This window comes from Luteimonas sp. RIT-PG2_3, from assembly GCF_054902115.1.
The window spans coordinates 156,152-181,767 of the sequence record NZ_JBUBPF010000002.1; the positions used below are offsets into that span (position 1 = coordinate 156,152).

Genomic DNA, 25,616 nt, shown 5'->3' on the forward strand with positions numbered 1-25,616 from the left:
GACTGCACCGCCATGCGGTCCTGGCCTCAGGGCGTCGCGACCGGCATCCGTCGATAGGCGACATGGTCGGCCAGCGCGAGCAACGCGCGGTCTTCGCGGGTATCGCCATAGACGTGGACCTCGCGGTACTGCGCGCGCGGGTAGCGGCCCTGCACCTGGCGCGCCTTTTCCTCGTTGACGCATTGCGCGCCCTGGTAGCGGCCGGTGAGCACGCCGTCGACGCTTTGGAGCGACGAGCAGATCAGGTCGAGCGCATGCGTCGCGCACCAGGGCGCCAGGTAGAGATCGAAGCCGCCCGAAACCACGACGATGCGGTCGCCGCGTTGACGGTGCCAGACAATGCGCGCCAACGCGTCCGGCCGCAGCAGCGTCGGCAACACGTTGCGCGCGAAGTCTTCGCCGGCTTCGCGCAGCGCCGCCGTGGCGAGGCCACGGAAGGCGACGTCGACGATCTTCGCGCGGACCGTGGTGCCGGACACCATGCCCAGTCGATAGCCGGCGATCCACGGTGCCAGTTGCCAGCGGCCGCGGGCGACCCGCGCGGGTGGCGCGGTGGCACGGACGAAATCGGGAAACGTCTCGCGCGTGGTGATCGTGCCGTCGAAATCGAACAGCGCCAGGTCCATGCGTGGCCCGCCTTCAGGCGATCAGGCGCGGCAAGCGTGTGGACAGGTGGTCAGGCCGCAGCCAGTGCCGCCAGCGCGATCAGTGCGATTGCGCAGCCGAAGCTGCCCAGCCAGACCAGGCTGCGCAGCAGCGCAGCATTGGCCAGGTAGAACACGCCGTGCAGCACGCGCAGTGCGACGAAGGCGATTGCCAGGCCGGCGATCGTGCCGTCGGCGACACCGGCGAACTGCGCCATCAGCACGCCGGCGACGAACGGGGCGAACGCTTCCAGTGCATTGAGGTGGGCGTTGTAGGCGCGCTGCAGCTTGTAGTTGTCGGTCTGCTTGGCGACCCATGCACGCGGATTCATGTTGTTGTACTTCGGCGCAGCGGTCTTGGCCACGTAGACCCAGACGTACGGAAGCAGCGCGGCGATCAGGATGCACCAGTAAGCAGTGGCGATGGTCATGTCAGTCCTCCCCGGAGTGGCGTACAGGGTAATACAACCTGTCGCCACGGCCATGGCGGGCGCAAAGAGGAAAGACAGGAAAACGGCGGAGACGAAAGAGGCGGAGACGAAAACGGCGCCACATGGGCGCCGCTTCCGTCGTCCGATGTTGGCGAGGCTTACTTCGCGCTGGCCCGCGACGCATCGCGCGCGGCCTTGAACGCATTGCCCTCGTACCAGTTCGGCCACTGGTTGCCGTCGGCCAGGGTGCGGCCGACGCCATACAGCGCTTCCAGGTCCTGGAGGGTGCCGTCGACCTTCCAGCCGTCGTGGATCTCGTCGCTGGGCTGGTGGTAGCGCTTGGCGTACTCGTCGCTGGCCGCCTTGCCGCCTTCGATGCCGCCATCGACCAGGTCGCCGCCGCCATCGGCGTACAGCGCCGGCACGCCGGCCTTGGCGAAGTTGAAGTGATCGGAACGGAAGTAGTAACCGCCGGCCGGATTGCCTTCTTCCACCAGGGTGCGGCCCTGCTGGTCGGCAAAGATCTTCAGGATGTCTTCCAGTTCCGAGCTGCCCTTGCCGGTCACCACGAAGTCGCGCGCCTTGCCGGCCACGCTCATGGCGTCGATATTGATGACGCCGGCGATCTTGTCGAGCGGGAAGGTCGGGTTGGCGACGTAGTACTTGGAGCCCAGCAGGCCAGATTCCTCCAGCGTGACCGCCAGGAACACCAGCGAACGCTTGGGCTTGGGATCGGCATGCACGAACTGCCCGGCGATTTCGATGATGCCGGCGATGCCGGTGGCATTGTCGACGGCACCGTTGTAGATGGTGTCCGCGGTGCCGTCGCCTTCATGCTTGCCCAGGTGGTCCCAGTGGCCCATGTACAGCACGGCCTCGTCGGGACGCTCGCTGCCGGGCAGCACGCCGATGACGTTGCGCGACGACTTTTCGGTCGTTGTGCTGCGCAGGTCGAACGACACCTTCGCCTTCAGCGGCACCGCCTTGAAGCCACGCTTGTTGGCGGCGGCATACATCGCATCGAGCTGCAGTCCGGATTCGGAGAACAGCTGCTTGGCCTGCTCGCCGGTGATCCAGCCCTGCGCCGGCAGGCGCGGTTCCGGATCGTCCTTGGCGCGCAGGTCGAACTGCGCACCGGTCCAGGAGTTCTTGACCACGTCCCAGCCGTACGAGGCGCCGGGGGTGTCGTGGACGATCAGCGCGGCGGCGGCACCCTGGCGCGCGGCTTCCTCGAACTTGTAGGTCCAGCGGCCGTAGTAGGTCATCCGCTTGCCTTCGAACAGCGAGGCGTCGTCGGCATGGAAGCCCGGGTCGTTGACCAGGATCACCACGGTCTTGCCCTTGACGTCGATGCCGGCGTAGTCGTTCCAGTTCTGCTCGGGCGCGTTGACGCCGTAGCCGACGAAGACCAGTTCGCTGTCGGCGACCTTGATCTCGGGCTTGCCGGTGCGCGTGCCCAGCACGAAGTCGTCGCCGAACTTCAGCGTGCGCGCGGTGCCGTTGCTGTCGAGGTTCAGCACCGTCGACTCGTCGGCGATGGTCTCGGTCATCGGGACGGTCTGGAAGAACGTGCCGTTCTCGCCGCCGGGCTGCAGACCCAAGCGTTCGTATTGTGCCTTGATGTACTCGACGGTCTTCTCGCCGCCCGGTGCGCCCGGTGCGCGGCCTTCGAATTCGTCCGAGGCCAGCGTGCGCACGAGTTCCATGAAATCGGCTTCGTTGATCTGTGGCGAGAACGTATGCGTCGCGGTCGCGGTGGGCGCAGGCGCCGCCGCGGGGTCGGCCGGTGCGGGTGCCTTGTCGCCGCAGGCCGCCAGCGCCAGGGTGGCGGCAACGCCAAGCGTGCCGGTCAGGAGGGTGCTGCTCAGGGACTGTCGTGAACGCATCCGTCGACTCCGGATCAGGGAAAGTCCGGATTCTAACCGGTTCGCCTTACCCGGTTCGTTCTAGCCGGTTCGTCCTGTCCAGTTCGCGCTGCCCGGTTGGCTCTGGGTTCGCGCTCGTTCCCGCCGTTCTCGCGCCAGCGCCTCCGGCAAGGACTTCGATAGGCCCGAAGGGTCGGGCGGGCCGCCGGGACTCAGTTCGACGGCGCGCGCGTCCCCGAGTACGGCGTCGGCGTGGCGCCGGTGACCTTGCCGATGCGCGCGCTGTCGTGCACGTACAGCAGGACTTCGCGCTCGAACACCAGCGCGCCGTCGACGCTGCTGCCGGGGCCGATGATGACCCGCGGCAGGCGCTTGCCGACCACGACCGGGAACCAGTTGGTGGCCGGCTTGCTGATCCGGATGTCGCCGCCGACATGCGTGCCGACGCCGGCGGTGATGTCGCCATTGACGGTCTCGATGCTACCCGACAGCGTCACGCCGACCAGGCCGATCGAACCGCTGACGGTCTTGACGTTGCCGTCGACGGTGCCCTTGTTGTCGATGAAGACGCTGCCGTTGACGGTCTCGACATTGCCCTGCACGCGTGCGTCGGTGCCGATCCTGATGCTGCCGTTGACGGTGCCCAGGTTACGGCTCTGGATGCCGTCGCCGGCGCGGATGCTGCCGTTGACGGTCTCGACATTGCCCGCGCGCGCCTGGTCCTGCAGGCGGATGCTGCCGTTGACCGTGTCCAGGTCGCCATAGGTCTGCCCGGTTTCGGCGGTGATGCTGCCGTTGACCTTGCTGACGTCGTTGGCCAGTACGGGCGACGCGACGAGGACGCCGGCCAGCGCGGCAGACAGCAACAGCCCGAACACAGGGGCGGGACGGGAATGGCGCGATGGGCGTGTCGACATGTGGATCATGGGGGACCTCGGGTGCCTGGCCAGGCGTGCAGGGATGAACGCCGGCGCGGGATCGGCCGCACGACCTGTGCGGACGGGAACCAGTGTGCCCCGGCTTCGATACAATCGCACCTGTCATTGGTCACCGGGCCGAACGTCGTGTCTGCAGTGTCTCCCCTGAGTTCCACCACGCCCGCGACCGCGCGCGCTGGCCGCGCCGTGAGGCCCGTCGTCCTGCTGATCCTCGACGGCTGGGGGCATCGCGACGATCCGCGCGACAACGCGCTGGCGCTGGCCGACATCCCCAACTGGCGCCGGCTGCTGGCCGAGCACCCGACCACGCTGATCCATACCGAGGGCCGCTTCGTCGGCCTGCCGGACGGGCAGATGGGCAATTCCGAAGTCGGGCACATGAACATCGGCGCCGGCCGCATCGTCTACCAGGACCTGACCCGCATCGACGCGGCCATCGAGGATGCGAGCTTCTTCGACAACGCCGAGCTCAATGCGGCCTGCGATGCCGTGCTGGCCAATGGCGGCACCCTGCACGTGCTGGGGCTGCTGTCGCCCGGCGGCGTGCACAGCCATGAATCGCATGTGCTGGCGATGCTCGACCTTGCCAAGCGCCGTGGCGTCGTGCGCGTGGCCGTGCACGCGTTCCTGGATGGCCGCGACATGCCACCGCGTTCGGCCGAACCCAGCTTGCGTGCGCTGCAGCAGCATTGCGATGCGTTGGGCAATGCGCACATCGCCAGTGTCGGCGGGCGCTACTACGCCATGGATCGCGACAAGCGCTGGGAGCGCGAGTACAAGGCCTGGGCCGCGATCGTCGATGCCCGCATCGCAGACGAGGCCGGCGCGGCGACCGATGCGCTGTCGGTCCTGCATGATGCCTATGCGCGCGGCGAGAACGACGAGTTCGTGTTGCCGACCGCGCTGGCCGGCGCGCAGCCGATGCGCGATGGCGATGCCGTGGTGTTCATGAACTTCCGGGCCGACCGCGCGCGCCAGCTGGCCGCGGCATTCGTGGCGCCGGACTTCGATGGCTTCCATGCGATCGCGACATCCGGCACCGCGTCCGGCGTGCGTCGCCCGGTGCTGTCGCGCTTCGTCTGCCTGACCGAATACGACGCCTCGCTGCCGGCGCCGTTGGCGTTCGCGCCCGACAACCTGCCCAATACGCTGGGCGAGGTGCTGGGCGCGCACGGTCTGACCCAGCTGCGGATCGCCGAGACCGAGAAGTACGCGCACGTGACGTTCTTCTTCAGCGGTGGGCGCGAGGCCGAGTATCCGGGCGAGGAGCGCATCCTGGTGCCGAGCCCCAAGGTCGCCACCTATGACCTGCAACCGGAAATGAGCGCGCCGGAAGTGTGCGAGAAACTGGTCGCGGCGATCGAGTCCGAGCGCTTCGACGTGGTCATCTGCAATTTCGCCAACCCCGACATGGTCGGGCATACCGGCGTGCTGGAAGCGGCGATCACCGCGGTCGAGACCGTCGACCGCGCGGTCGGCGAGATCATCGCGGCGACGCGTGCCAAGGGCGGCGAACTGCTGGTGACCGCCGACCACGGCAACGTCGAGATGATGCGCGACCCGGAGACCGGGCAGCCGCATACCTCGCATACCGTCGGTCCGGTCGACCTGGTCTATGTCGGCAGCCGCCATGCCACGCTGCGCAGCGGCGGCGCGCTGCGCGACCTGTCGCCGACGATCCTCGACCTGCTCGGCGTGCCGCAGCCGGCGGAGATGACCGGCGCCAGCCTGCTGACGAACGCTTGATGCCGATGCGCCCGTCGATCCGGCGCATGGCGGTCGTGGCGGCCGCGATGCTGCTGCTCGGCGTCGTCGTGGCCGGCGATGCGCTGGCGCAGAACAGCCGCGAGACCGAGCGCCGGCTCGAACGCGTGCGCAAGGAACTCAAGGATGTCGCCGGCGAACGCCGCCGGCTGGAATCGCAGCGTGGCGACGCCGCGCGCCAGTTGCGCCAGTCCGATGAGCGGGTCGCGGCCTCGGCACGCGCGCTGCGCGAGACCGAAGCCAGGCTTGCGCGAGAACAGGCGGCCCTGTCCGAACTGCAGCCACGCCGCGATGCCTTGCAGAAGACGCTGGCGGCGCAGCGCGAGGAGCTGGCCGGACTGCTGCGCGCGGCCTATACCGAAGGCGAGAGCGCGCCGCTGAAGCGGATGCTGGCGCAGGACCGCATTGCCGACAGCGCGCGTGCGCTGACCTATCACCAGTATCTGCAGCGCCATCGCGCGCAGCGCATTGCGGCGCTGCGTGACGAACTGGCCGGGCTGGAAGTCCTCGAACGCGAAGTCGCCGAACGCCAGACCGCGCTGGAGTCCGCGCGCCGCGAGCAGCACGGCAGGATCGAGACGCTGGAGCGCGATCGCCGCAGCCGCGCCGACATGGTCGCCGATCTGGACAAGCGCTACGAGAACCGCGCCTCGCGCGAGAAGGCGCTGGGCCAGGATGCGCGATCGCTGGAACGCCTGCTGGCGCAGTTGCGCGCGACCGCCGCCCGCGCCGCCGCCGAACGTCGCGCGGCCGCCGAGCGCGAACGCCAGGCCGCCGCCAACCGCGCGTCCACAGCGCGCGCGCCCGGCACCGCCGCACCGCCACGCCGGCCACCGGTCGCAGTGGCCAGTACGCCTCCGGTCCAGGTCGGTGGCCTGGGCTGGCCGCTGGCCGGCAGCCTGCTGTCGAGTTTCGGTCAACGCCTGCCCGACGGCCGCAGCAGTTCCGGCGTCCTGATCGGCGCGGCAGCGGGGACGCGCGTCAATGCCGTCGCCGATGGCACCGTGGTGTTCTCCGACTGGATGACCGGCTACGGCATGTTGCTGATCGTCGACCACGGCAATGGCTACATGAGCCTGTACGCGCACAACGATGCCCTGCTCAAGGATGCCGGCGATAACGTCAAGCGTGGCGACCCCGTGGCCAGCGTCGGCAACTCCGGTGGGCAGGGACGGCCGGGCCTGTACTTCGAACTGCGCCGCAACGGCCAGCCGGTCAATCCGGCGACCTGGTTGCAGAAGCGCTGAGCCCGGCCGCGCCAACGTGCTGAATGCTTCCGCGCGGCCTTAACGAAAATCCCCGTTGCGCCCCCATAATCGGGTGAACCCATGCCATCGGGTATGGTCTGATCGTGTCTGGTCCCGCCCGTCCCGTCCCACCCGGAGTGCGTTGCATGCAAGTTCGTCCGTTGTCGCTGGCGCTGTCCAAACTGCTTTCAGGCGGGCTGCTTTCATGTGGACTGCTGTCGTCGAGCCTGCTGTTGGCAGGCGCTGCGGCACCGGTGTTCGCCCAGCAGGTCGCGCCGGCCAGCGCCCCGGCCGAAGCGACGCCGCCGCAACCGACGACGCCCGCACCTGCACCTGCACCTGCGCCCGAGGCGACGCCACCGGCCACGCCCGCAGCGCCTGCTGCCAATGACGATGCCGCGCCTGCCGCCCAGGAGGCACCTGCCGAGACTGACGAGGATGCGCACGCAGTGGCGGCCAGCGACGACCCCGACGCATCCGAGAGCGCATCGACGCGGGTGCCGCTCGATGAGATCAAGCGCTACGTCGGCGTGTTCAACGCGATCCGCGAGGGCTATGTCGATCCGGTCGAGGACCGGAAGCTGATGTCGTCGGCGATCCGCGGCCTGCTGCTCGACCTCGATCCGCACAGCGCCTACCTCGAGAAGGATGTCGCCGATGCGTTCGCCGAGAACACCAGCGGCGCTTACGTCGGCATCGGCGTCGAAGTGCTGCAGTTGCCCGATGGCCGCATCAAGGTCATTTCGCCGATCGACGAGACGCCGGCCGCGAAGGCCGGTATCCGCGCTGGCGACACCATCGTCGCGGTCGACGGCAAGCCGCTGACCGCCGCCGACAGCCAGGGGCAGGGACCGCTGCGCGGACCGCCCGGCACCAGCGCGCGCCTGAGCATCGTGCGCGAAGGCGAAGCCGCGCCGCTGGAGATCGACGTCACTCGCGACACCATCCGCGTCGCCAGCGTGCGTGCGCGCATGCTCGAACCGGGCTATGGCTACCTGCGTGTCAGCGCGTTCCAGCTCGATACCGCCGAGGATTTCCGCAGCAAGCTGCTGGAACTGCAGGGCCCGACCGGCAAGGCCCTGCGCGGCCTGGTGATCGACCTGCGCAGCAATCCCGGCGGCCTGCTGACCGCGGCGGTGCAGATCGCCGACGACCTGCTCGACAAGGGCAAGATCGTCAGTACGCGTGGCCGCATGAGCATCAACGACACCGAGTTCTCCGCCGCGCCCGGCGACCTGATGCATGGCGCGCCGGTGGTGCTGATCGTCGACGCCGGTTCGGCGAGCGCCTCGGAAGTGCTGGCCGGCGCACTGGGCGACAATGGTCGCGCCCGTATCGTCGGCAGCCGCACATTCGGCAAGGGATCGGTGCAGACCGTGCTGCCGCTGGGCAATGGCGACTCGGTCAAGCTGACCACCGCGCGTTACTTCACGCCCAAGGGCACCTCGATCCAGGCGCGCGGCATCGATCCCGACGTCGTGCTGAAGCCCGATGTCGCCGCGAAGCCCGGCGAGACCGTCGCGCCGGGTCCGCGCATCACCGAGGCGACATTGCCCGGCCACCTGCGTGGCGATCTTGAAGACGGCAGTGGTGCCGGCGACGTGCTCGATGGCGATGGCCCGATCAACGCCGCGCTGGCCGAGCTCAAGCGCCCGGCCGCCGAGGTGGCGCGCGGCGATACCGGCGCGGTGCCGGCGCAGCAGTAGCGCGGATCGCTGTGATGGGAGCGCCGACAGGCGCGATGAGGCGTTCCCATGCAAGCCCGTTCGCGCCCGGGTGCGCTCCCACAAAGCCGTCGGTGCCAGCCGCTCCTACGGCTCAGGCGTGCGGCGCGACCAGCTTCCAGCCCAGCATCACCGCGGCGATGCCCAGCAGCACGCTGCCGCCGACATAGCCACTGGCGATCAGCCAGTCGCCGCGTCGCAGCAGTTGCACGGTGTCCAGGCCGAACGCGGAAAACGTGGTGAAGCCGCCGAGCATGCCGACCACCAGCAGCAACCGCAGGTCGGCATCGAACCAGGCATGGCGTTGCGCCAGGCCGGCGAACACGCCGACCAGCAGACAGCCGATCAGGTTGACCGCGAAGGTGCCGAGCGGAAACCTGCCCGGCGCCGCCGTCGTGACCAGCCCGCTCGTCATCAGCCAGGCCGACAGCAGATAGCGGCAGATCGAACCGAAGGCGCCACCGAGTCCAACCAGTAACAACGCCTTCACCGGTCCAGGTTCCCTGTGCTCAGCGCGGCTTGGCCGGCAGCGGGAACGGCGTGACTACCTTTTCGCCCGATTCGGCATCGCGGATCGCCGACTGCCCCTTCTTCTCGACTTCGTCGATGCGCAGGATCGCCTGCATCGGCAGGTGCAGGGCGCGGGTGTTGCCGAACTCGTCGCGCAGGCGTTCCTCGGTGGGATCGATGACCAGCCCGTCGTGCACATCGAAGACCAGGTCGGCGACTTCGATGAATCCCCACAGCCGGCCGCTGTCGACGCGCTTGGCGTACAGCTCGTAGACCTTGCCGTGGTTGAGGAAACTGACTTTGTAGAGCGTGCTTTTCATTACGCCCGATTGTAGGCCCAAGGGCGGGCAAAGGGGATGGCGTGGACAGGGAGGCCGCGGTGGGTCACGGAACACGCGCCGCGCTTCAACAACGCCGATACCCGCGCTCAATACCCCTTGAGCTTGCGCAGCCGGCGCGTGATCGCATGGCGCGACAGCAGCGCGAAGACCACGCCGAACAGGAAACCGGCGACATGCGCCGCCCAGGCCACGGCACCGAAGGCCGGGCCGATATAGGCGAACACCACCTGCAGCACCGCCCAGACCCCGATCAGCAGCGAGGCCGGCGCGCGCACGAATTCCAGGAACAGCCCCAGCGGCACCACGACGCCGAGCTTGGCCTGCGGAAACAGCGCCAGGTAGGCGCCGATGACCGCCGAGACCGCGCCGCTGGCGCCGATGATCAGCCGGTCAGGGGTGCCGATCGCGAACACCGCGAACAGGTTCGCGAACGCGCCGCCGAGCAGGAACAGCAGCAGGAAGCGCCACGCGCCCATGATGCGCTCGGCCGGCAGCCCGAAGATCAGCAGGAAGACCAGGTTGCCCAGCAGGTGCGCCCAGTCGGCATGCAGGAACAGGGCACTGAACAGGCTGACCCAGCGCTCAGGATCGAGCCAGTCGCGCAGGCCGGCGCTGGTCAGCGAGCCGCCGGTCAGTGCGCCCCATTCGATCAGCAGCGCCTGCTGCGAGGCATCCGGACGCGTGCTGGCCCACAGGAACGCCAGCCACAGCAGCGCGAACAGCATCGGCGTGGCCCAGCGCAGCGTGCTCTGGTTGCGGGTGGGGATCGAAATGAACATGGCGGATCCGGTGGCAGGACACACACCTTACCTGTTCGGCCCTGCCTGTTCAGATGGGATGACAGCAGGGGGGGGCGCATCGCGTTGCACGATCGGCTGCATCGTCGGCCTGGGCGAATCGCCGGGAGGGGCATGGCATGCATGGCACGCATCGGACGCCCGGCACGCAAGCGCGACCGCGATCACAGCGCATTTGCTGAATACGCGAGGGCGTGCCAGGCACACGCGTTCCACACTGCACGGTACGGTATAGTGCGCCCGCGTCGCAGGTCGGGAGGGCATTCCGGCGGACGGCGTGGCCCAAGTCGCCACGCTGCCAGACGCATCCTGAAGGCATCAAGACCCCGGAGCAGTGACCCGCATGTCCAATACCCCCCGTCTCATCCAGCTCTCCACGCTGGCGCTCGGCATCGCCGGCGCGCTCGCGTTCGCCCCGGCCGCGCACGCCGCCGGTTTCCAGCTCAAGGAAAACAGCGTCAAGTCGCTCGGCAGCGCCTTTGCCGGCACCGCGGCCAAGACCGGCGACTCGTCGGTGGTCGTCAACAACCCGGCCGTGATGACGCAGTTCGAAGGCAACACCTTCCAGATCGACGTCACCGCGATCGACCTGAACTATGAGTTCCAGGGCAGCGGCACCGACGCGCTGGGCCGTCCCCTGACCGGCAGCAACGGCGGCAACGCCGGTGGCGTGACCCCGGTCCCGGCGATGTCCTACATCCGCAAGCTCGACAACGGCGTGGCGCTGGGCGCGATGGTCAGTGCGCCGTTCGGCCTGAAGACCGAATACGACGACAACTGGGTCGGCCGTTACCTGGCCCATACCTCCGACGTGCGCATCGTCGACCTGACGCTGTCGGGCGCGATCGACGTGACCGACAAGTTCTCGGTCGGCATCGGCGTGATCGCCTCGCGCGCCGACGTGACGCTGTCCAAGTCGGTCGACTTCGGAACGCTGCTGTTCTCCAACCCCGCCACCCGCCCGCTGCCGTTCGCGCTGCCGCAGGCCGCCGACGGTTTTGCCGAAGTGCAGGGCGACGACAACGGCTTCGGCTGGCTGGTCGGTGCGCACTTCCGTCCGACCGAGAACGTCGCGATCGGCGTCAGCTACCGCTCCGAGATCGATTACGAGCTGAGCGGCACCGTCGACTGGACCGTGCCGGGCAATGTCGCGGCCGTGCTGGGCGCCAGCCCGACCACGTCGCCGTTGTTCCAGGACGGCAATGCCTCGGCCAAGCTGACCACGCCGTCGATCCTGTCGGTGGGCGCGACCTGGCAGGTCAACGACCGCCTGGCCCTGTCGGCCAGCTGGGCCGAGACCGGCTGGGAGTCGCTGCGCGAAGTGCGCATCGATTTCGAGCGTCCGGATCCCGATTCGGTCGAGCCGTTCCAGTGGAAGAACTCGACGTTCACGTCCGTCGGCGCCGAGTTCAAGCTCAACGATACCTGGACCCTGCGTGGCGGCGTCGCGTATGACGAAACCCCGACCAGCCTGACCCACCGCACGCCGCGCCTGCCCGATGACGACCGCACCTGGTACTCGGTCGGTGCGACCTGGCAGGTCAGCGACGCGCTCGACGTCAACTTCGCCTACACCCGCATCGTGCCGGATGACCCGAAGATCAACTACAGCAGCGGCGGCAACACCGTGGCCGGTCCGTTCGACGGGAATGCCAACCTGTTCGGCGTCTCGGCGCAGTACCGGTTCTGATCGGGCACGTTTGATCGGGTTCGTTTGATCTGACTCGCTTGATCAGGCAACCAGATCGGCACGCGTCATCCGGAAAGCCCCGCCTGTCGGGGCTTTCCGCTGTCTGCGGCCCGCGCTGCGCCGTCGTCCCATGGCAGGCAACGCAGTCGCCCCGCCAGTGCAATGCCGCGCTGCGTTGCGGGCCCTACACTGCCGGCTGTTCCCGGGATGGCGTGCAATGCCGCAACAACTGCCCTTGATCGACCTGTCGCGGCTGGCGCCCGCCGCCCCGGGGCGCGATGCCGCGTTGCGCGAACTGCGCGAGACGGCGCGCCGGATCGGCTTCTTCCAGGTCGGTGGTCATGGCGTGCCGGCGACGCTGGATGCCGCGCTGCTGGCACAGGCCCGGACGCTGTTCGCGTTGCCCGATGCCGACAAGGACGCGCTGGCGATGATCCGTTCGCCGCATTTCCGTGGCTATACCCGCGCCGGTGCCGAGCGCACGCGCGGACAGGCGGACTGGCGCGAGCAGATCGACTTCGGCCGCGACGATGCCGTTGCGGTCGAGCAGGCGCAGGGCGTGCCGGCATGGACGCGGCTGCAGGGCCCCAACCAATGGCCGGCGTCCTTGCCGGGGTTCCGCCAGACCGTGCTGGACTGGCAGCAGGCGATGACCGGCGTGCTGCTGCAGGTGCTGCAGGCCTGCATGGAAGCGCTGGGGCAACCGCGCGATGTGTTGTTGCCGCTGTATCGCGGCGCGCCACAGCTGACGATGAAACTGATCCGCTATCCCGCTCATGCTGCGCCGGGCAGCGGCCAGGGCGTCGGTGCACACAAGGACGGTGAATTGCTGTCGCTGATCCTGCAGGATGGCGTCGGCGGCCTGCAGGTCGAAACCGCCGATGGCGGCTGGATCGACGCGACGCCGCACGCGGGCCATTACGTGGTCAACATCGGCGAACAGCTCGAGCTGGCGTCGGACGGCTATCTGAAGGCGGCGGTGCATCGCGTGGTCAGTCCACCGGCCGGCAGGGAGCGCCTGTCCGCAGCCTGCTTCCTCGGCGCGCGCCTGGACGCGACGATCCCCGCGCTGGAACTGCCGCCCGCGCTCGCGGACGAGGCCACCGGCTACACGCGCGATCCCGACAATCCCTTGTTCCGCGATGTCGGCCAGAACACCTTGAAGGGCCGCCTGCGTTCGCACCCGGACGTGGCCGCGCGCCACCATGCCGACCTGCTGGGCGAGGTCGCGTCGCGCTGACGCGTTGCGGTGTCGCGTGCAGGCTTGCCAAGTACAGGCATGTCGCGTGCAGGCGGCCGCGCGGACTCAGGACCAGCGGGTCAGCAGCCAGGCCCAGGCCGGCAGCGTCACCAGCGCACACAGGATGCCGTAGCCGACCAGCGCGGCGGCCAGTCGCGGGGCGAGGTTGTGCGAGATCGCCAGCGCCGCGGCGGTGATCATGCCGGGCATCGCCGACTCCAGCACATTGGCCTGCAGCATCGGGCCCTGCATGCCGAACAGCAGCGACAGCGGCCAGGCCAGCAGCGGCATCACCAGCAGTTTCAGCGTCAGGCCGGCCAGCAGCGGGCGGATCTCGTCGCGCGGCATCTTCAGCTGGATCGACAGCCCGACCGCCAGCATCACCAAAGGCAGCATCGCGCCGGCCAGGTTCTGCAGCGCGGAACCGACCCAGCGCGGTGGTTGCTCGGGCATCAGCGTCAAGGCGAACACCAGGGCCCACAGCGGCGGGAAGCGCAGGATCCGGCGCAGCACCTCGCTGGCGCGCGGCGTGCTGTCGCCGCTGTAGCGCGCGATCACGTACAGGCCGAACGTCGACAGCAGGATCGCGGTGCCGAACTGGTCGTAGACCACGGCGTACTGCACCGCGTGCTGGCCCAGCAGGGCGCCGACCATCGGATAGCCGATGAAGCTGCTGTTGCACAGCGCGACGCACAGCAGCAGCACCGCGGTCTCGTCGCGGCGGAAGCGCAGCCAGCGCGACAGCAGCGCCACCGACGCGATCGTCGCCAGCGCCAGCAGCCACGGCGTGGCGGCCAGGCCCAGCAGCGACACGTCGAAACGCAACCGTGGCACATGGATCAGCATGGCCGCCGGCAGGCAGACGTAGAGCACGACGCGGTTGAGCACCTCGGCAGCATTGGCCGGGAAGGCGCGCAGCCGCGCGAACAGCAGGCCGAGCGCGAGCATCGCCAGGATCAGGGCAAAGGCGTCGAAGGCCATGGTGGCTCGGCAGATAGGGGGGGGGCGCCGATGGTACCGGGCTCGGCGCGGATGCGATTTGCGGCGATGGTCGAATGCGCGCCATGGCGTGACCGGTGCGCGGCCATCGCCAGCATCGATCGGTCGCGAACCAAGCGATGGCGACGCCGGAAGCGGCGCCGTTCCCGACCGGGCGGCGGCCATTGCCCCGGGAGCTGCCGTCGTCGCTGGCCTGCGCGCCCCACCGGCAGGCCGGGACCTGCGACCTGGGTGTCCTCGAGCAGCCGCAGGCGGGCTGCGGACGTGCCGGTGGGGCGAGGTCGGCGATCGGCTCGACGACCAACAGCGCGCGCTTCCGGCAGGCCCGGGCGACAGCAGCGCGCCTTCCTCGCTGCCGAGGTCTTGGTTGCTGTCTGAAGGCCTCGATCGCGCGCCTGGGTCCTGCGCGCGGCGACTGGCCCAGGACCGGCCCGTTGCCGCGCCGAATCGCGCATTCGGGCCGATCCTGCGCCGTCGCCGGGGCCATGCAGGGTGCCGCCAGCCCGCCTGCGCATTGACCTCGATCATTGCGGGACAGCCTCAACTTGCCGGTGGATGCTGCCCCCGGCTACCATTTAGCGGTTTTCGCGCCCCGCATGACGGGCTCGCGGCCCGTTCTTTCTTGAGTGTTTTCCATAATCCAGTTTGCTGGCGGCCTTGCGGCCGCGACCGATGACATTGGGGTCTAGGCATGATGCAGGCGCGTTTTTCGCGGTGGTACTTGGCAGCTTTGCTGTCGCTGGCGGGTGTGGCACAGCCCGTCCTGGCCCAATCGGCCGATCCCAAGCCCTGGCAGCTGAACATGGGGCGCGGTGTCACCGCTTCCTCGCAGCATGCCTATGACGCGCACATGATGGTCATGTGGATCTGCGTGGTCATCGGCGTCATCGTGTTCGGCGCGATGGCCTATGCGATGTTCAAGTTCCGCAAGTCCAAGGGTGCGGTCGCTGCGCAGTTCAGCCACAACACCACGGCCGAGATCATCTGGACGGTCATCCCGATCATCCTGGTGGTGATCATGATGGTGCCCGCGACGCAGAAGCTGATCGCCATGTACGACACCCGCAACTCCGAGATGACCGTCAAGGTCACGGGCGTGCAGTGGATGTGGAAGTACGAGTACCTGGGCGAAGACGTCGCGCTGACCAGCCGCCTGGACCGCGAGAGCGACCGCCTGCGCCAGAACCGCGCTACCACGCGCGCCGAGCTGGATGCGCACCCGCACTACCTGCTCGACGTCGACAACGTGCTGGTGCTGCCGACCGACACCAAGATCCGCTTCGTGATCACCGCCGACGACGTCATCCACTCCTGGTGGGTGCCGGCGCTGGGCTGGAAGCAGGATGCGATCCCGGGCATCGTCAACGAGGCCTGGACCGAGATCCTCGAGCCGGGCATCTACCGTGGCCAGTGCGCCGAGCTCTGCGGCAAGGACCATGGCTTCATGCCGATCGTGGTCAAGGCCGTGCCGCGCGCCGAGTTCGACCAGTGGCTGGCGGCCGAGAAGTCCAGCCGCGCCCCGGCCCCGGCAGCGCCGGCTGCTCCCGCAGCGCCTGCCGTCCCGGACAGCACCACTCCGGAAGCAGCCCCGGCCGCCGACGCCGCAGCCACCGCTGCGAAGACCCAATCCGCTCCTGCCGCTGACGTGGCTGGTTGATCGTTTCCCGAGGTAATCAATCCATGTCGACGCATTCCGCCGCCGCTACCGCCGATCACCACGACGATCACGGCCATCACAAGCAGGGCTTCATCGAGCGCTGGTTCTTCTCCACGAACCACAAGGACATCGGCACGCTGTACCTGCTGTTCGCGTTCGTGATGTTCATCATCGGCGCGGGCATGAGCGTGATCATCCGCACCGAGCTGATGGTGCCGGGCCTGCAGCACGTCAGCCCGTACTTCTTCAACCAGATGACCACCGTGCATGCACTGGTGATGATCTTCGGTGGCGTGATGCCGGCGTTCGTCGGCCTCGCCAACTGGATGATCCCGCTGCAGGTCGGCGCGCCGGACATGGCGCTGCCGCGCATGAACAACTGGTCGTTCTGGATCATGCCGTTCGCGTTCACGCTGCTGCTGATGACGCTGTTCATCCCCGGCGGCGCACCGGCCGGCGGCTGGACGCTGTACCCGCCGCTGTCGCTGCAGGGTGGCAACAGCGTGGCGCTGGCGATCTTCGCCATCCACATGATGGGCATCAGCTCGATCATGGGCGCGATCAACATCATCGCCACCGTGCTGAACATGCGCGCGCCCGGCATCGACCTGCTGAAGATGCCGATCTTCTGCTGGACCTGGCTGATCACTGCGTTCCTGCTGATCGCAGTGATGCCGGTGCTGGCCGGCGCGGTCACGATGCTGCTGACCGACAAGTTCTTCATGACCTCGTTCTTCAATGCCGCCGGCGGCGGCGACCCGGTGATGTACCAGCACATCTTCTGGTTCTTCGGTCACCCCGAGGTCTACATCATGATCCTGCCGGCGTTCGGCGTGGTCAGCGAGATCCTGCCGACCTTCAGCCGCAAGCCGTTGTTCGGCTACCAGGCGATGGTCTACGCCACCGCGGCGATCGCGTTCCTGTCGTTCATCGTCTGGGCGCACCACATGTTCACCGTGGGCATGCCGCTGGGTGGCGAGATCTACTTCATGTTCGCGACGATGCTGATCTCGATCCCGACCGGCGTGAAGGTGTTCAACTGGGTGTCCACGATGTGGAAGGGCTCGTTGACGTTCGAAGCGCCGATGCTGTGGTCGATCGCGTTCGTGATCCTGTTCACCATCGGCGGTTTCTCCGGCTTGATGCTGGCGATCGTGCCCGCCGACTTCCAGTACCACGACACCTACTTCGTGGTCGCCCACTTCCACTACGTGCTGGTGCCGGGCGCGCTGTTCGGCATCATCGCCGCGGTGTACTACTGGTGGCCCAAGTGGAGCGGCAAAATGTACAGCCAGTTCTGGGCCGGCGTGCATTTCTGGTGGAGCGTGGTCTTCATCAACCTGCTGTTCTTCCCGCAGCACTTCCTCGGCCTGGCCGGCATGCCGCGCCGCATCCCGGACTACAACCCGGTGTTCGCGGACTGGAACTTCATCAGCTCGATCGGTGCGTTCGGCATGTTCGTCACGCCGTTCATGATGTTCGCGATCCTGTACCACTCGCTGAAGAAGGGCGCTCCGGCCCCCGCGCGTCCGTGGGAAGCCGCCAAGGGCCTGGAGTGGACCGTGCCGTCGCCGGCGCCGCACCACACCTTCACCACGCCGCCGGTCATCAAGCCGGGCGACCTGGCCCACGACGACGTCACCCACTGATCCGCGACGCCAGGACGCCTCGACCCCCACCATGACCACGCCCGACCCGAACAGCCCGCAGGAGATCGCGCTGCGCCGCAAGCGCGCCGTCCGCACGGCCGTCGTCGTGGGTGCGATCTCGGTCGGGATCTACGTGGCCTTCATCCTGTCCGGGGTCATCGGGCGATGAGCGCCGGGCAGCACAAGGGCGTCCTGAAACTGGTCGGCGTGTCGCTCGCCGCGTTCCTGGTGACGTTCTCGCTGGTGCCGCTGTACCGGATCGCCTGCGAGAAGGTCTTCGGCATCCGCATGGATAACACCGCCGCCGATGCGGCGACGGTGGCGGCCGTGCAGGTGCAGGACCGCATGGTCACGGTCGAGTTCGACGCCAGCGTCAATTCCAAGCTGCCGTGGTCGTTCCGCCCCAACCAGACGCGCATGCAGGTGCGGGTCGGCGAGCAGTACGAGACCACGTACTTCGCGCACAACGACAGCGTGATCGGCATCGTCGGCACGGCGACGCCTTCGGTGGCGCCGGCACGCGCGTCGGCGTTCTTCCAGAAGACCGAATGCTTCTGCTTCACCGCGCAGACGCTGCTGGCCGGGGAAACCCGCGACATGCCGGTGCGTTTCATCATCGATCCGGCGCTGCCGGCCGATGTGCACACGGTGACGCTGTCGTATACCTTCTTCAAGAACGACCGTGCCACCGAACAACTGGCGCGGCAGGCACCGGCCGGCGTCAGCCCCGGTGTCGCCAACGTCGCAGGCGCGCCGTAGCAACACGCGTCACGCAATACGCGCCAAGCAACACCCGCAGCACGCAAGCCGATCCGTTCCACGCAATTCCCGCACACCCGACTCCACGCAACAGCGCACGCGATCTCCAGACGGAAGCAAGCATCATGGCCCAGGCACACAACGAGCACACGCACGACGCCAACATCTACTTCGTGCCGCACCACAGCAAATGGCCGCTGTTCGCCTCGGTCTTCCTGTTTATCACGATGCTGGGCCTGGCGAGCTGGTTCAACGAGATCAGCTGGGGCCGCTCGGTGTTCTTCGTCGGCATCGCCGGCCTGATCGCGATCCTGTTCAAGTGGTTCGCCGACGTGATCCTGGAATCGGTGTCGGGCTACTACAACAAGTCGGTCGACACCTCGTTCCGCATGGGCATGGTGTGGTTCATCTTTTCCGAAGTGATGTTCTTCAGCGCCTTCTTCGGCGCGCTGTTCTACGCCCGCAAGCTGTCGGTGCCGTGGCTCGGTGGCGAAGGCGCGAAGGGTGCCGGCAACAGCGTCCTGTGGGAAGGCTACAGCGCCGGCTGGCCGAGCACCGGTCCGGGCCAGGTCGGCGGTTTCTTCGAGACCATCCCGGCGTGGGGCCTGCCGCTGCTGAACACCCTGATCCTGCTGGCGTCGGGCATCACCATCACCATCGCGCACCACGCGCTGAAGGCCGGTCACCGCAAGCAGCTGCTGGCGTTCCTGGGTGCGACCGTGCTGCTGGGCTGCATCTTCCTGTTCTTCCAGGCCGAGGAATACATCCACGCCTACAGCGAACTGAACCTGACGATGGGTTCGGGCATCTACGGCTCGACGTTCTACATGCTGACCGGTTTCCACGGCGCGCACGTGACGCTGGGTACGATCATGCTGGCGGTGATCTGGTTCCGGTGCCTCAAGGGTCACTTCAACCGCGAGAACCACTTCGCGTTCGAAGCGGTGGCCTGGTACTGGCACTTCGTCGACGTGGTCTGGCTGATCCTGTTCATGTTCGTCTACGTCGTCTGATCGAAGCCGGGCATCCAGCGCCGCCGGGCAGCATCAGGCAGCGCACAGGCAGGCTCGCAGCCTGCCGGGGCGCTCACGAGCCCCTGTCCTATGTCCCAGATATCTGTTTGACGGCGGTACTGCCGCCGTCCATCAGCCGCCGATGCCGTGCGGCTTGATCCACCCCATCCAGATCGACAGCATCACGATCAGGATCAGCGCGACCGACAGCGCGATGCGCTTGGTCAGGGCATTGACGGTACGCTTGGTCGCACCCTTGTCGACCAGCATGTAGTACAGGCCCGCGCCGAGGTTCCACAGGATGACTGCCAGGAAAGCGATGATCAGCAGGGTTTTCAGCGAGTCGCTCATGGCGGTCTCCGGTGCGGCGTGCGCGATGGGCCATTATCGCAGCCCGGCGGCGTGAACGCGTGACCCGCAGGATCCCGCTCGCTTTCGGCTGGACGCTGGCATTGCTGGCGATGGTCGCGTTCGCCTCGCTGGGCAAGTGGCAGCTCGGGCGGATGCACGAGAAGCAGGCGATGCTCGATGCGGTCGAGTCCACGCTGGCGCAGCGTGCGGCGGCGCCGCTGGACGCCGCACTCGACCCCGCGCATGCGCGCGGTTACGACTGGGTACGCGGCGAAGGGCACTTCGTCGATGCGCCCGCCGTGCTGCTCGACAACCAGCAGCGCGAGGGCCGGCCGGGTGTCCGCGCCTACCGCCTGTTCCAGCCTGACGGTGAGGGCCTGCCGGTGCTGGTCGAGCTGGGCTGGTTGCCGTTGCCGGCCGACCGCACGATGCCCGCGATCGCGCTGCCCGCCGGCGAGCAACTGCTTGAAGGCCTGCTGATGCCGCGGCCGTCCGGCGGCATCGTCACCGCCGTCGCCGCCCCCGAGCCCAAGGGCGGCGTGCTGACCATCGGCCTCGACGCCGCCAACCTGCCGGCGCTGCTGCGCCAGCCGGCGCTGGCCACGCGTGTGCTCAAGCTCGATCCCGAGCACCTGATCGGCTATGCGCGCGACCTCGATATCCTTCCCAATACGCTGCCGCCCGAAAAGCACCTTGGCTATGCCGTGCAATGGTTCGGGCTGGCGATCGCGGTGCTGGTCACCGCGCTGATCCTGACCTTCCGGAAATCCCGTCGATGAACGCGTCTCCTGCAACGCCCCCCGCGGCTCCCACGCCGCCACCGCCGGTCAATCCCCAGCAGCGCAACCGCAACCGCGGCCTGCTGGTGCTGATCTTCGTGATCTTCCTCGGCAGCGCGCTGGTCGCGGTGGCGCTGCGGATGTCGGGCTGGCAGCCGCATGGCATGCGCAACTACGGCGAACTGCTGGATCCGCCGGGCGACCTGCGCGAAGTCGTGCCGCACCTGGCCGATGGCACGCCCTACGACTGGGCACCGGTCGAGCGCACCTGGCGCATCGCGCTGGCGCCGCCGGCCGATTGTGGGCAGCGCTGCGTGACGCTGTCGCAGGACCTGGACAAGGTCTGGCAACTGTTCGGTCGGCATGCCGACCACGTGCACATCCTGTGGATCGGCGAGCCACCCAGGGACGCGATGCGCAATTCCGCGCTGCGCGTGCTGCGCGACGAGCCGGCGGTGCGCGACGCGCTGCCGCGCGTGCAGGATCCGGCCGGCGTGCCGGTCTACATCGTCGATCCCAACGGATTCGTCATGATGCGCTACGCTCCCGGCTTCGATCCGGGCCACCTGCGCTCGGACATGTCCAAGCTGCTGAAGTTGCGCTGATGAGCACGCCCGATCCGCATCCGGCCTCCCGGACCGCTACCGCACACACCAGCCGCCGTGGTGCCGTCGGGCGGCCGTCGGTCTATCGCCATTTCCACCGGCTGGCATGGTTCGCGACCGCGCTGACGTTGTGCGTCATCGTGTTCGGTGCCTTCGTGCGCCTGTCCGACGCCGGCCTGAGCTGTCCCGACTGGCCCACCTGTTACGGCCGCGCGACCTGGCCGCAGGCGGCGCATGAAGTCGACGACCATGCCGCCAGTGCGATCCGCCCGTTCGAGACGCACAAGGCCTGGCGCGAGCAGGTCCACCGCCACCTCGCTGCGTCGCTGGGCGTGCTGGTGCTGGCGCTGGCGCTGCTGGCCGCGCGCAAGCGCAGGCTCGGCATCGCGCAGGTGCTGGTGGCCTCGACCCTGGTCGCGCTGGCGATCCCGCTGTACATGCGCGGGATGACGACGCAAGCCCTGCTGGTCGCCGGCCTGGGCGAGGCGGTGCTGCTGTTCGCGGCGTTGCGATGGTCCAACCTGGACCTCGCGCGCACGGCGGTGCTGACGCTGGCGGTGGTGATCTTCCAGGCGCTGCTCGGCAAGTGGACGGTGACGCTGCTGCTGAAGCCGATCATCGTCATGGGCCACCTGCTGGGCGGCATGCTGACGTTCTCGCTGCTGCTGTGGATGGCCTGGCGGGCGACGCACCTGCCGATCCGCCTGATCAATGCGCGCGCGCTGCGCGTCTGGGTCATCGCCGGCCTGGCCGTGCTGGGCGTGCAGATCGCGCTGGGCGGCTGGGTCAGCGCCAACTATGCGGCGCTGTCCTGCGGCGCCGGTGGCTGGGTCACCGCGACCCCGCACTGGATGGATTTCCCCAAGTGCGTCGGCCAGTGGCTGCCGCCGACCGACTTTAGCGAAGGCTTCGTGCTGTGGCGCGGCGTCGGCGCGGATTACGAGGGCGGCGTGCTTGATGGCGCATCGCGGATCGCGATCCAGCTCGCGCACCGGGTCATGGCGATCGTGGTCTTCGTCTATCTGATGGTGCTGTCGTGGCGCCTGGCGCGCACGCCGGGCCTGCGTGGCTGGGCGGTCGCGCTGGGCCTGCTGACGCTGGCGCAGGTCGCGCTGGGCATCCTCAACGTCAAGCTGGCGCTGCCGCTGTGGACCGCGGTGCTGCACAACGGCGGCGCTGCGTTGCTGCTGTTCGTGCTGGTGTCGCTGCTGGCGCGCCTGGGCGAGCCGGACTGAACTATGGCCGTCCAGATGCGCCAGTACTGGGAGCTGACCAAGCCACGCGTGGTCGCCCTGATCGTGTTCACCGCCCTGGTCGGCATGTTCCTGGCCGTGCCGGGATTGCCGCCGCTGCGCGAGTCGGTGTTCGGCCTGCTCGGCATCTGGCTGGCGGCGGCATCGGCGGCCGCGATCAACCACCTGATCGACCAGCGCATCGACAAGGTCATGGCGCGCACCGCCAACCGGCCGTTGGCGACCGGCGCGTTGCGGTCGGCGCAGGTGCTGGCGTTCGCGATCGCGCTGGGCGCGTTGTCGATGGCGTTGCTGGTGTTGCTGGTCAACACATTGACCGCGGCGCTGACGTTCGCGACGCTGATCGGTTACGCGATCGTCTACACCGGCTACCTCAAGCGGGCGACGCCGCAGAATATCGTCATCGGTGGCATCGCCGGCGCGGCGCCGCCGTTGTTGGGCTGGGCCGCGGTGACCGGCATGGACGGTCGCTGGGACTGGGCGCATGCCTGCCTGCTGGTGCTGATCATCTTCATCTGGACGCCGCCGCATTTCTGGGCGCTGGCGATCTTCCGCCGCGACGACTACGCGCGCGCGCTGGTGCCGATGCTGCCGGTGACGCATGGTGTCGAATACACACGCTGGCAGATCCTGCTGTACACCGTGCTGCTGGTGGTGGTGACGCTGCTGCCGTACCTGGTCGGCATGAGCGGGGTGTTCTACCTCGGCGGCGCGCTGGTGCTGGGCTCGATGTTCCTGTGGTACGCGTGGCGCCTGCTGGACCCGCCGGACGAATTCTTCGCGATGCGCGTGTTCAATTACTCGGTGGTCTACCTGATGGCGCTGTTCGCCTTCCTGCTGCTGGACCACTGGCTGCTGCCGTGGTTGGCGCCGGCGCTGCCGACGCTGCAGTGGCAGCGCTTGGGATAAGGGCGGCCCGGGTCGAGCGCGGCGGCCGCGAATATTTGCCGGCGGAAGCTGCAGATGGGCCCGCATAGCGCACCTGGTGCCGGGGCCGGGGCCGCGGCCGGGGCCGGTCGAGGCCTTCGATGCGCCGCTTGACCTGAATTCCTCCTGTTCTGGCCCGCGAGCGAATGCGCGCGCCGGAGGCAGTGGGTACGGTGGGGGCTGGACGTCCCGCTCCCGGTCGTCCCCCTTCCGAGGACGTACCGATGGTCGATCGCCGCCAGTTCATCGCCTGGACCGGACTGCTTGCAGGCGCCGCGACGCTGTCGCCGGCCTGGGCCCTGTCGCCGGTCAAGCCGACACCGTGGCCGGTGCCGCCGCAGCCGGCGCGCATCCCGATGCAGGTCGGCCGCTTCGGCCATGCGCGCATCGACGATTACATCTGGCTGCGCCCGAAGGACTGGCATGCGGTGCTGCGCGATCCGTCGTCGCTGGATGCCGACATCCGCGCCGCGGTCGATGCCGAGAACGGCTATGTCGACGCGATGCTGGCACCGGCGCAGCCGCTGCGCGAACAGCTGGTCCAGGACATGGCGCGCATCGGCGGCGGCAAGCAGGCGCCGATCGAGGTCCGCGATGGCGACTACGTCTATTACACGCGCGAGCAGCCGGGCAGCGATCACCCGGTGCATGCGCGGCGGCCGGTCGCGGGCGGTGCCGAACAGGTGCTGCTGGATGTCGGCGCGGAGAGCGCGGGGCATGCCTATTACGCGCTGCACTGGTTCGGCTCGCAGCACAGCGCCGACGGTCGCCTGTACGCCTGGGCGGCCGATACCACCGGCTCGGGCATCTTCTCGATCCGGGCACGCGAGATCGACAGCGGGCGCATCGTTGTCGACGACATCGAGCATTCGCATGGTCCGTTCACGCTGTCGCCGGACGGGCGCTACCTGTTCTGGGTGGGCCGCAACGACACCGGGCGACCGTCGACGGTGTTCCGTCGTGACGTCGCCGCCGGCAGCGATACGCTGGTCTACGAGGAAACCGACCCGGCGTTCTTCCTGTCGCTGCGCACGACCGCGTCCGGGCGCTACGTGGTGCTGCGGATCATGAATGGCGAAATGGCCGAAGTGCGGCTGGTGCCGATGGCCGCGCCAACATCGACGCCGATCGTCGTCGAGCCGCGTCGTGTCGGCCACACCTACGACGTGGACGACTGGAACGGACGCCTGGTGATCCTGACCGATGCCGATGGCGCGATCGACTACAAACTGATGTCGGCCAGCGAGGAGTCCCTCGGCCAGGCGCACTGGCAGCCGCTGCTGGCACACGTGCCCGGCCGTTTCATCACCGCGGTGCATCCGTTCGCCGGGCACCTGGTACGCGAGGAATGGCGCGATGCCAATCCACGCCTGGTGCTGATGTTCGCCGATGGCCGCGAACAGGAGATCGCATTCGACGAACCCGCATATGCGCTCAACGTGCCGCTGCACCAGGGTTGGATCTCGCCGACGCTGGCATTCACGCTGCAGACGCCGCGCACGCCTCCGGCGACGCAGTTGCTGACGCTGGCCGATGGCGCCGTGCGTCCGGCCGCGCCCACCACCGTCGCTGCGGGCCATGATCCCGATCGCTACGAGGTGCGTCGCCTGTGGGCGCGCGCGGAAGACGGCGAGCAGATCCCAGTCACCGTGCTGATGCGCAAGGGCGCCGCGCTTGATGGCAGCGCGCCGCTGTTCCTGTACGCCTATGGCTCGTATGGCGCGACCGTCGAGACGACGTTCTCGCCAGCCGCGATCGCGCTGGTCGACCAAGGCTGGATCCACGCGATCGCGCATGTGCGCGGCGGCGCCGAGAAGGGCACGCGCTGGTGGCGCTCGGTGCTCAAGCACGGCAAGAAAATCACGTTCACCGACTTCATCGCCTGTGCCGAACACCTGGTCGCGCAGCGTTACACGCGCAAGGGCCGCATCGTTGCGCATGGGCTGTCGGCCGGCGGCCTGTTGATGGGTGCGGTCTACACAATGCGTCCGGATCTGTGGGCCGGCGTCATCGCGCAGGTACCGTTCGTCGATGTGCTGACCACGCTGGAGGAATACCAGATCCATCCGCTGGGCACGACCTCGTTCCCGTTCTGGGGCGATCCGCGTGTGCCCGAGGATCACGCCTACATCGCGACGTACTCGCCCTACGACCAACTGCGCAGCGCGACCTACCCCGCCCTGCTGGCGACCGGCAGCGTCGCCGACGAGCGCGTCGCGTTCTGGGAGCCGTTGAAGTTCGCGATCAAGGCACGTGCCTTGACGACCGCAGGCCATCCGATCATGGCCAGGATCGCGATGACCGGCGGCCATATGGGGGACTCCGGCACGACCGCCGCACGCGAACAGGATGCGCGCTTCCTCGCGTTCGCGATCTGGGCCGCCGACGACCGCTGGGGCAATGTGCCGCAACGCTGATCCTGCGGCAGTGGGG

General features: G+C 68.2%; 23 protein-coding genes and 1 pseudogene. 15 read left to right on the forward strand and 9 right to left on the reverse strand.

Annotated features, from left to right (window positions below; translation table 11 throughout):
- Window positions 1–26: 26 nt before the first annotated feature.
- The 4 genes from ACYX7E_RS03570 to ACYX7E_RS03585 form a co-directional block, all read right to left on the reverse strand.
- Entirely contained in the window at window positions 27–626 is a 600-nt protein-coding gene (locus ACYX7E_RS03570; protein ID WP_462079184.1) for an HAD family hydrolase, read from the reverse strand.
- Between the two features lie 50 nt (window positions 627–676).
- On the reverse strand, window positions 677–1,075 hold the full coding sequence (locus tag ACYX7E_RS03575; protein WP_462079185.1) for an MAPEG family protein: 399 nt from the start codon (window positions 1,073–1,075) through the stop codon (window positions 677–679).
- Between the two features lie 158 nt (window positions 1,076–1,233).
- Window positions 1,234–2,961 carry a M28 family metallopeptidase gene (locus ACYX7E_RS03580; RefSeq protein WP_462079186.1) on the reverse strand — a complete coding sequence of 576 codons (1,728 nt, stop codon included), beginning with the start codon at window positions 2,959–2,961 and terminating at the stop codon, window positions 1,234–1,236.
- A gap of 191 nt (window positions 2,962–3,152) precedes the next feature.
- Window positions 3,153–3,857 (reverse strand): DUF4097 family beta strand repeat-containing protein, encoded by a 705-nt coding sequence (locus tag ACYX7E_RS03585; protein WP_462079466.1) that lies wholly within the window; start codon window positions 3,855–3,857, stop codon window positions 3,153–3,155.
- A 207-nt stretch (window positions 3,858–4,064) separates the two neighbouring features.
- Here ACYX7E_RS03585 and gpmI point away from each other — a divergent pair, with 207 nt between their 5' ends.
- The 3 genes and pseudogenes from gpmI to ACYX7E_RS03600 all read left to right on the forward strand — a co-directional run bounded on the left by gpmI (window position 4,065) and on the right by ACYX7E_RS03600 (window position 8,783).
- Window positions 4,065–5,624, forward strand: coding sequence for a 2,3-bisphosphoglycerate-independent phosphoglycerate mutase (gpmI, locus tag ACYX7E_RS03590; protein ID WP_462079187.1), 1,560 nt, complete (start codon window positions 4,065–4,067; stop codon window positions 5,622–5,624).
- Window positions 5,624–6,889, forward strand: a complete 1,266-nt coding sequence (locus tag ACYX7E_RS03595) for a murein hydrolase activator EnvC family protein (protein WP_462079188.1) — start codon at window positions 5,624–5,626, stop codon at window positions 6,887–6,889. The genes gpmI and ACYX7E_RS03595 overlap by 1 nt, the downstream gene beginning before the upstream one ends.
- A gap of 227 nt (window positions 6,890–7,116) precedes the next feature.
- A pseudogene (locus ACYX7E_RS03600) lies at window positions 7,117–8,783 on the forward strand (S41 family peptidase).
- On the opposite strand, the gene crcB reads toward ACYX7E_RS03600, so the two are convergent.
- The 3 genes from crcB to ACYX7E_RS03615 form a co-directional block, all read right to left on the reverse strand.
- A complete protein-coding gene (gene crcB, locus ACYX7E_RS03605) occupies window positions 8,708–9,103 on the reverse strand; it encodes a fluoride efflux transporter CrcB (protein ID WP_462079189.1) in 396 nt (131 codons plus the stop codon). The pseudogene ACYX7E_RS03600 and the gene crcB overlap by 76 nt on opposite strands.
- Window positions 9,104–9,122: 19 nt before the next feature.
- Window positions 9,123–9,443: a DUF1820 family protein gene (locus ACYX7E_RS03610; RefSeq protein ID WP_462079190.1), complete on the reverse strand. Its 321-nt coding sequence runs from the start codon at window positions 9,441–9,443 to the stop codon at window positions 9,123–9,125.
- A 107-nt stretch (window positions 9,444–9,550) separates the two neighbouring features.
- A complete protein-coding gene (locus ACYX7E_RS03615) occupies window positions 9,551–10,243 on the reverse strand; it encodes a rhomboid family intramembrane serine protease (protein ID WP_462079191.1) in 693 nt (230 codons plus the stop codon).
- A gap of 361 nt (window positions 10,244–10,604) precedes the next feature.
- Between ACYX7E_RS03615 and ACYX7E_RS03620 the strand changes: the two genes are divergently transcribed.
- On the forward strand, window positions 10,605–11,951 hold the full coding sequence (locus ACYX7E_RS03620; RefSeq protein WP_462079192.1) for an OmpP1/FadL family transporter: 1,347 nt from the start codon (window positions 10,605–10,607) through the stop codon (window positions 11,949–11,951).
- A gap of 217 nt (window positions 11,952–12,168) precedes the next feature.
- Window positions 12,169–13,191: an isopenicillin N synthase family dioxygenase gene (locus tag ACYX7E_RS03625; RefSeq protein WP_462079193.1), complete on the forward strand. Its 1,023-nt coding sequence runs from the start codon at window positions 12,169–12,171 to the stop codon at window positions 13,189–13,191.
- 66 nt (window positions 13,192–13,257) lie between these two features.
- Here the strand turns inward: ACYX7E_RS03625 and ACYX7E_RS03630 are convergent, their stop codons facing one another.
- A complete protein-coding gene (locus tag ACYX7E_RS03630; RefSeq protein ID WP_462079194.1) occupies window positions 13,258–14,172 on the reverse strand; it encodes an AEC family transporter in 915 nt (304 codons plus the stop codon).
- A 709-nt stretch (window positions 14,173–14,881) separates the two neighbouring features.
- On the opposite strand from ACYX7E_RS03630, the gene coxB reads away from it, so the two are divergent.
- The 5 genes from coxB (at window position 14,882) to ACYX7E_RS03655 (ending at window position 19,268) form a co-directional block, all read left to right on the forward strand.
- Complete coding sequence (gene coxB, locus ACYX7E_RS03635) at window positions 14,882–15,847, forward strand: cytochrome c oxidase subunit II (RefSeq protein ID WP_462079195.1); 966 nt, start codon at window positions 14,882–14,884, stop codon at window positions 15,845–15,847.
- Window positions 15,848–15,870: 23 nt separating this feature from the next.
- The gene (ctaD, locus tag ACYX7E_RS03640) at window positions 15,871–17,496 is read left to right on the forward strand and encodes a cytochrome c oxidase subunit I (protein WP_462079196.1); all 1,626 of its coding nucleotides are present in this window, start codon (window positions 15,871–15,873) and stop codon (window positions 17,494–17,496) included.
- A 31-nt stretch (window positions 17,497–17,527) separates the two neighbouring features.
- A complete protein-coding gene (locus tag ACYX7E_RS03645; RefSeq protein WP_462079197.1) occupies window positions 17,528–17,665 on the forward strand; it encodes a hypothetical protein in 138 nt (45 codons plus the stop codon).
- A complete protein-coding gene (locus tag ACYX7E_RS03650; protein ID WP_462079198.1) occupies window positions 17,662–18,255 on the forward strand; it encodes a cytochrome c oxidase assembly protein in 594 nt (197 codons plus the stop codon). The genes ACYX7E_RS03645 and ACYX7E_RS03650 overlap by 4 nt, the downstream gene beginning before the upstream one ends.
- A 125-nt stretch (window positions 18,256–18,380) precedes the next feature.
- Entirely contained in the window at window positions 18,381–19,268 is an 888-nt protein-coding gene (locus ACYX7E_RS03655; protein WP_462079199.1) for a cytochrome c oxidase subunit 3, read from the forward strand.
- A gap of 132 nt (window positions 19,269–19,400) precedes the next feature.
- Here the strand turns inward: ACYX7E_RS03655 and ACYX7E_RS03660 are convergent, their stop codons facing one another.
- Complete coding sequence (locus tag ACYX7E_RS03660) at window positions 19,401–19,619, reverse strand: twin transmembrane helix small protein (RefSeq protein ID WP_462079200.1); 219 nt, start codon at window positions 19,617–19,619, stop codon at window positions 19,401–19,403.
- 59 nt (window positions 19,620–19,678) lie between these two features.
- On the opposite strand from ACYX7E_RS03660, the gene ACYX7E_RS03665 reads away from it, so the two are divergent.
- From ACYX7E_RS03665 to ACYX7E_RS03685, 5 genes are all read left to right on the forward strand, one after another.
- Window positions 19,679–20,398 carry an SURF1 family protein gene (locus tag ACYX7E_RS03665; RefSeq protein WP_462079201.1) on the forward strand — a complete coding sequence of 240 codons (720 nt, stop codon included), beginning with the start codon at window positions 19,679–19,681 and terminating at the stop codon, window positions 20,396–20,398.
- The gene (locus ACYX7E_RS03670; RefSeq protein WP_462079202.1) at window positions 20,395–21,003 is read left to right on the forward strand and encodes a hypothetical protein; all 609 of its coding nucleotides are present in this window, start codon (window positions 20,395–20,397) and stop codon (window positions 21,001–21,003) included. Before ACYX7E_RS03665 ends, ACYX7E_RS03670 begins: the two co-directional genes overlap by 4 nt.
- On the forward strand, window positions 21,003–22,238 hold the full coding sequence (locus ACYX7E_RS03675) for a COX15/CtaA family protein (RefSeq protein ID WP_462079203.1): 1,236 nt from the start codon (window positions 21,003–21,005) through the stop codon (window positions 22,236–22,238). The genes ACYX7E_RS03670 and ACYX7E_RS03675 overlap by 1 nt, the downstream gene beginning before the upstream one ends.
- 3 nt (window positions 22,239–22,241) lie before the next feature.
- Window positions 22,242–23,165, forward strand: a complete 924-nt coding sequence (locus ACYX7E_RS03680) for a heme o synthase (protein ID WP_462079204.1) — start codon at window positions 22,242–22,244, stop codon at window positions 23,163–23,165.
- Window positions 23,166–23,407: 242 nt separating this feature from the next.
- Entirely contained in the window at window positions 23,408–25,600 is a 2,193-nt protein-coding gene (locus ACYX7E_RS03685) for a S9 family peptidase (RefSeq protein ID WP_462079205.1), read from the forward strand.
- Window positions 25,601–25,616 lie beyond the last annotated feature (16 nt).

Bases quoted from the DNA above. Each gene is read 5' to 3' on its own strand.
- ACYX7E_RS03570 (WP_462079184.1), bottom strand. From the start codon at position 626: ATGGACCTGGCGCTGTTCGATTTCGACGGCACGATCACCACGCGCGAG.
- ACYX7E_RS03575 (WP_462079185.1), bottom strand. From the start codon at position 1,075: ATGACCATCGCCACTGCTTACTGGTGCATCCTGATCGCCGCGCTGCTT.
- ACYX7E_RS03580 (WP_462079186.1), bottom strand. From the start codon at position 2,961: ATGCGTTCACGACAGTCCCTGAGCAGCACCCTCCTGACCGGCACGCTT.
- ACYX7E_RS03585 (WP_462079466.1), bottom strand. From the start codon at position 3,857: ATGTCGACACGCCCATCGCGCCATTCCCGTCCCGCCCCTGTGTTCGGG.
- ACYX7E_RS03595 (WP_462079188.1), top strand. From the start codon at position 5,624: ATGCCGATGCGCCCGTCGATCCGGCGCATGGCGGTCGTGGCGGCCGCG.
- ACYX7E_RS03610 (WP_462079190.1), bottom strand. From the start codon at position 9,443: ATGAAAAGCACGCTCTACAAAGTCAGTTTCCTCAACCACGGCAAGGTC.
- ACYX7E_RS03615 (WP_462079191.1), bottom strand. From the start codon at position 10,243: ATGTTCATTTCGATCCCCACCCGCAACCAGAGCACGCTGCGCTGGGCC.
- ACYX7E_RS03620 (WP_462079192.1), top strand. From the start codon at position 10,605: ATGTCCAATACCCCCCGTCTCATCCAGCTCTCCACGCTGGCGCTCGGC.
- ACYX7E_RS03625 (WP_462079193.1), top strand. From the start codon at position 12,169: ATGCCGCAACAACTGCCCTTGATCGACCTGTCGCGGCTGGCGCCCGCC.
- ACYX7E_RS03630 (WP_462079194.1), bottom strand. From the start codon at position 14,172: ATGGCCTTCGACGCCTTTGCCCTGATCCTGGCGATGCTCGCGCTCGGC.
- coxB (WP_462079195.1), top strand. From the start codon at position 14,882: ATGATGCAGGCGCGTTTTTCGCGGTGGTACTTGGCAGCTTTGCTGTCG.
- ctaD (WP_462079196.1), top strand. From the start codon at position 15,871: ATGTCGACGCATTCCGCCGCCGCTACCGCCGATCACCACGACGATCAC.
- ACYX7E_RS03645 (WP_462079197.1), top strand. From the start codon at position 17,528: ATGACCACGCCCGACCCGAACAGCCCGCAGGAGATCGCGCTGCGCCGC.
- ACYX7E_RS03650 (WP_462079198.1), top strand. From the start codon at position 17,662: ATGAGCGCCGGGCAGCACAAGGGCGTCCTGAAACTGGTCGGCGTGTCG.
- ACYX7E_RS03655 (WP_462079199.1), top strand. From the start codon at position 18,381: ATGGCCCAGGCACACAACGAGCACACGCACGACGCCAACATCTACTTC.
- ACYX7E_RS03660 (WP_462079200.1), bottom strand. From the start codon at position 19,619: ATGAGCGACTCGCTGAAAACCCTGCTGATCATCGCTTTCCTGGCAGTC.
- ACYX7E_RS03670 (WP_462079202.1), top strand. From the start codon at position 20,395: ATGAACGCGTCTCCTGCAACGCCCCCCGCGGCTCCCACGCCGCCACCG.
- ACYX7E_RS03675 (WP_462079203.1), top strand. From the start codon at position 21,003: ATGAGCACGCCCGATCCGCATCCGGCCTCCCGGACCGCTACCGCACAC.
- ACYX7E_RS03680 (WP_462079204.1), top strand. From the start codon at position 22,242: ATGGCCGTCCAGATGCGCCAGTACTGGGAGCTGACCAAGCCACGCGTG.
- ACYX7E_RS03685 (WP_462079205.1), top strand. From the start codon at position 23,408: ATGGTCGATCGCCGCCAGTTCATCGCCTGGACCGGACTGCTTGCAGGC.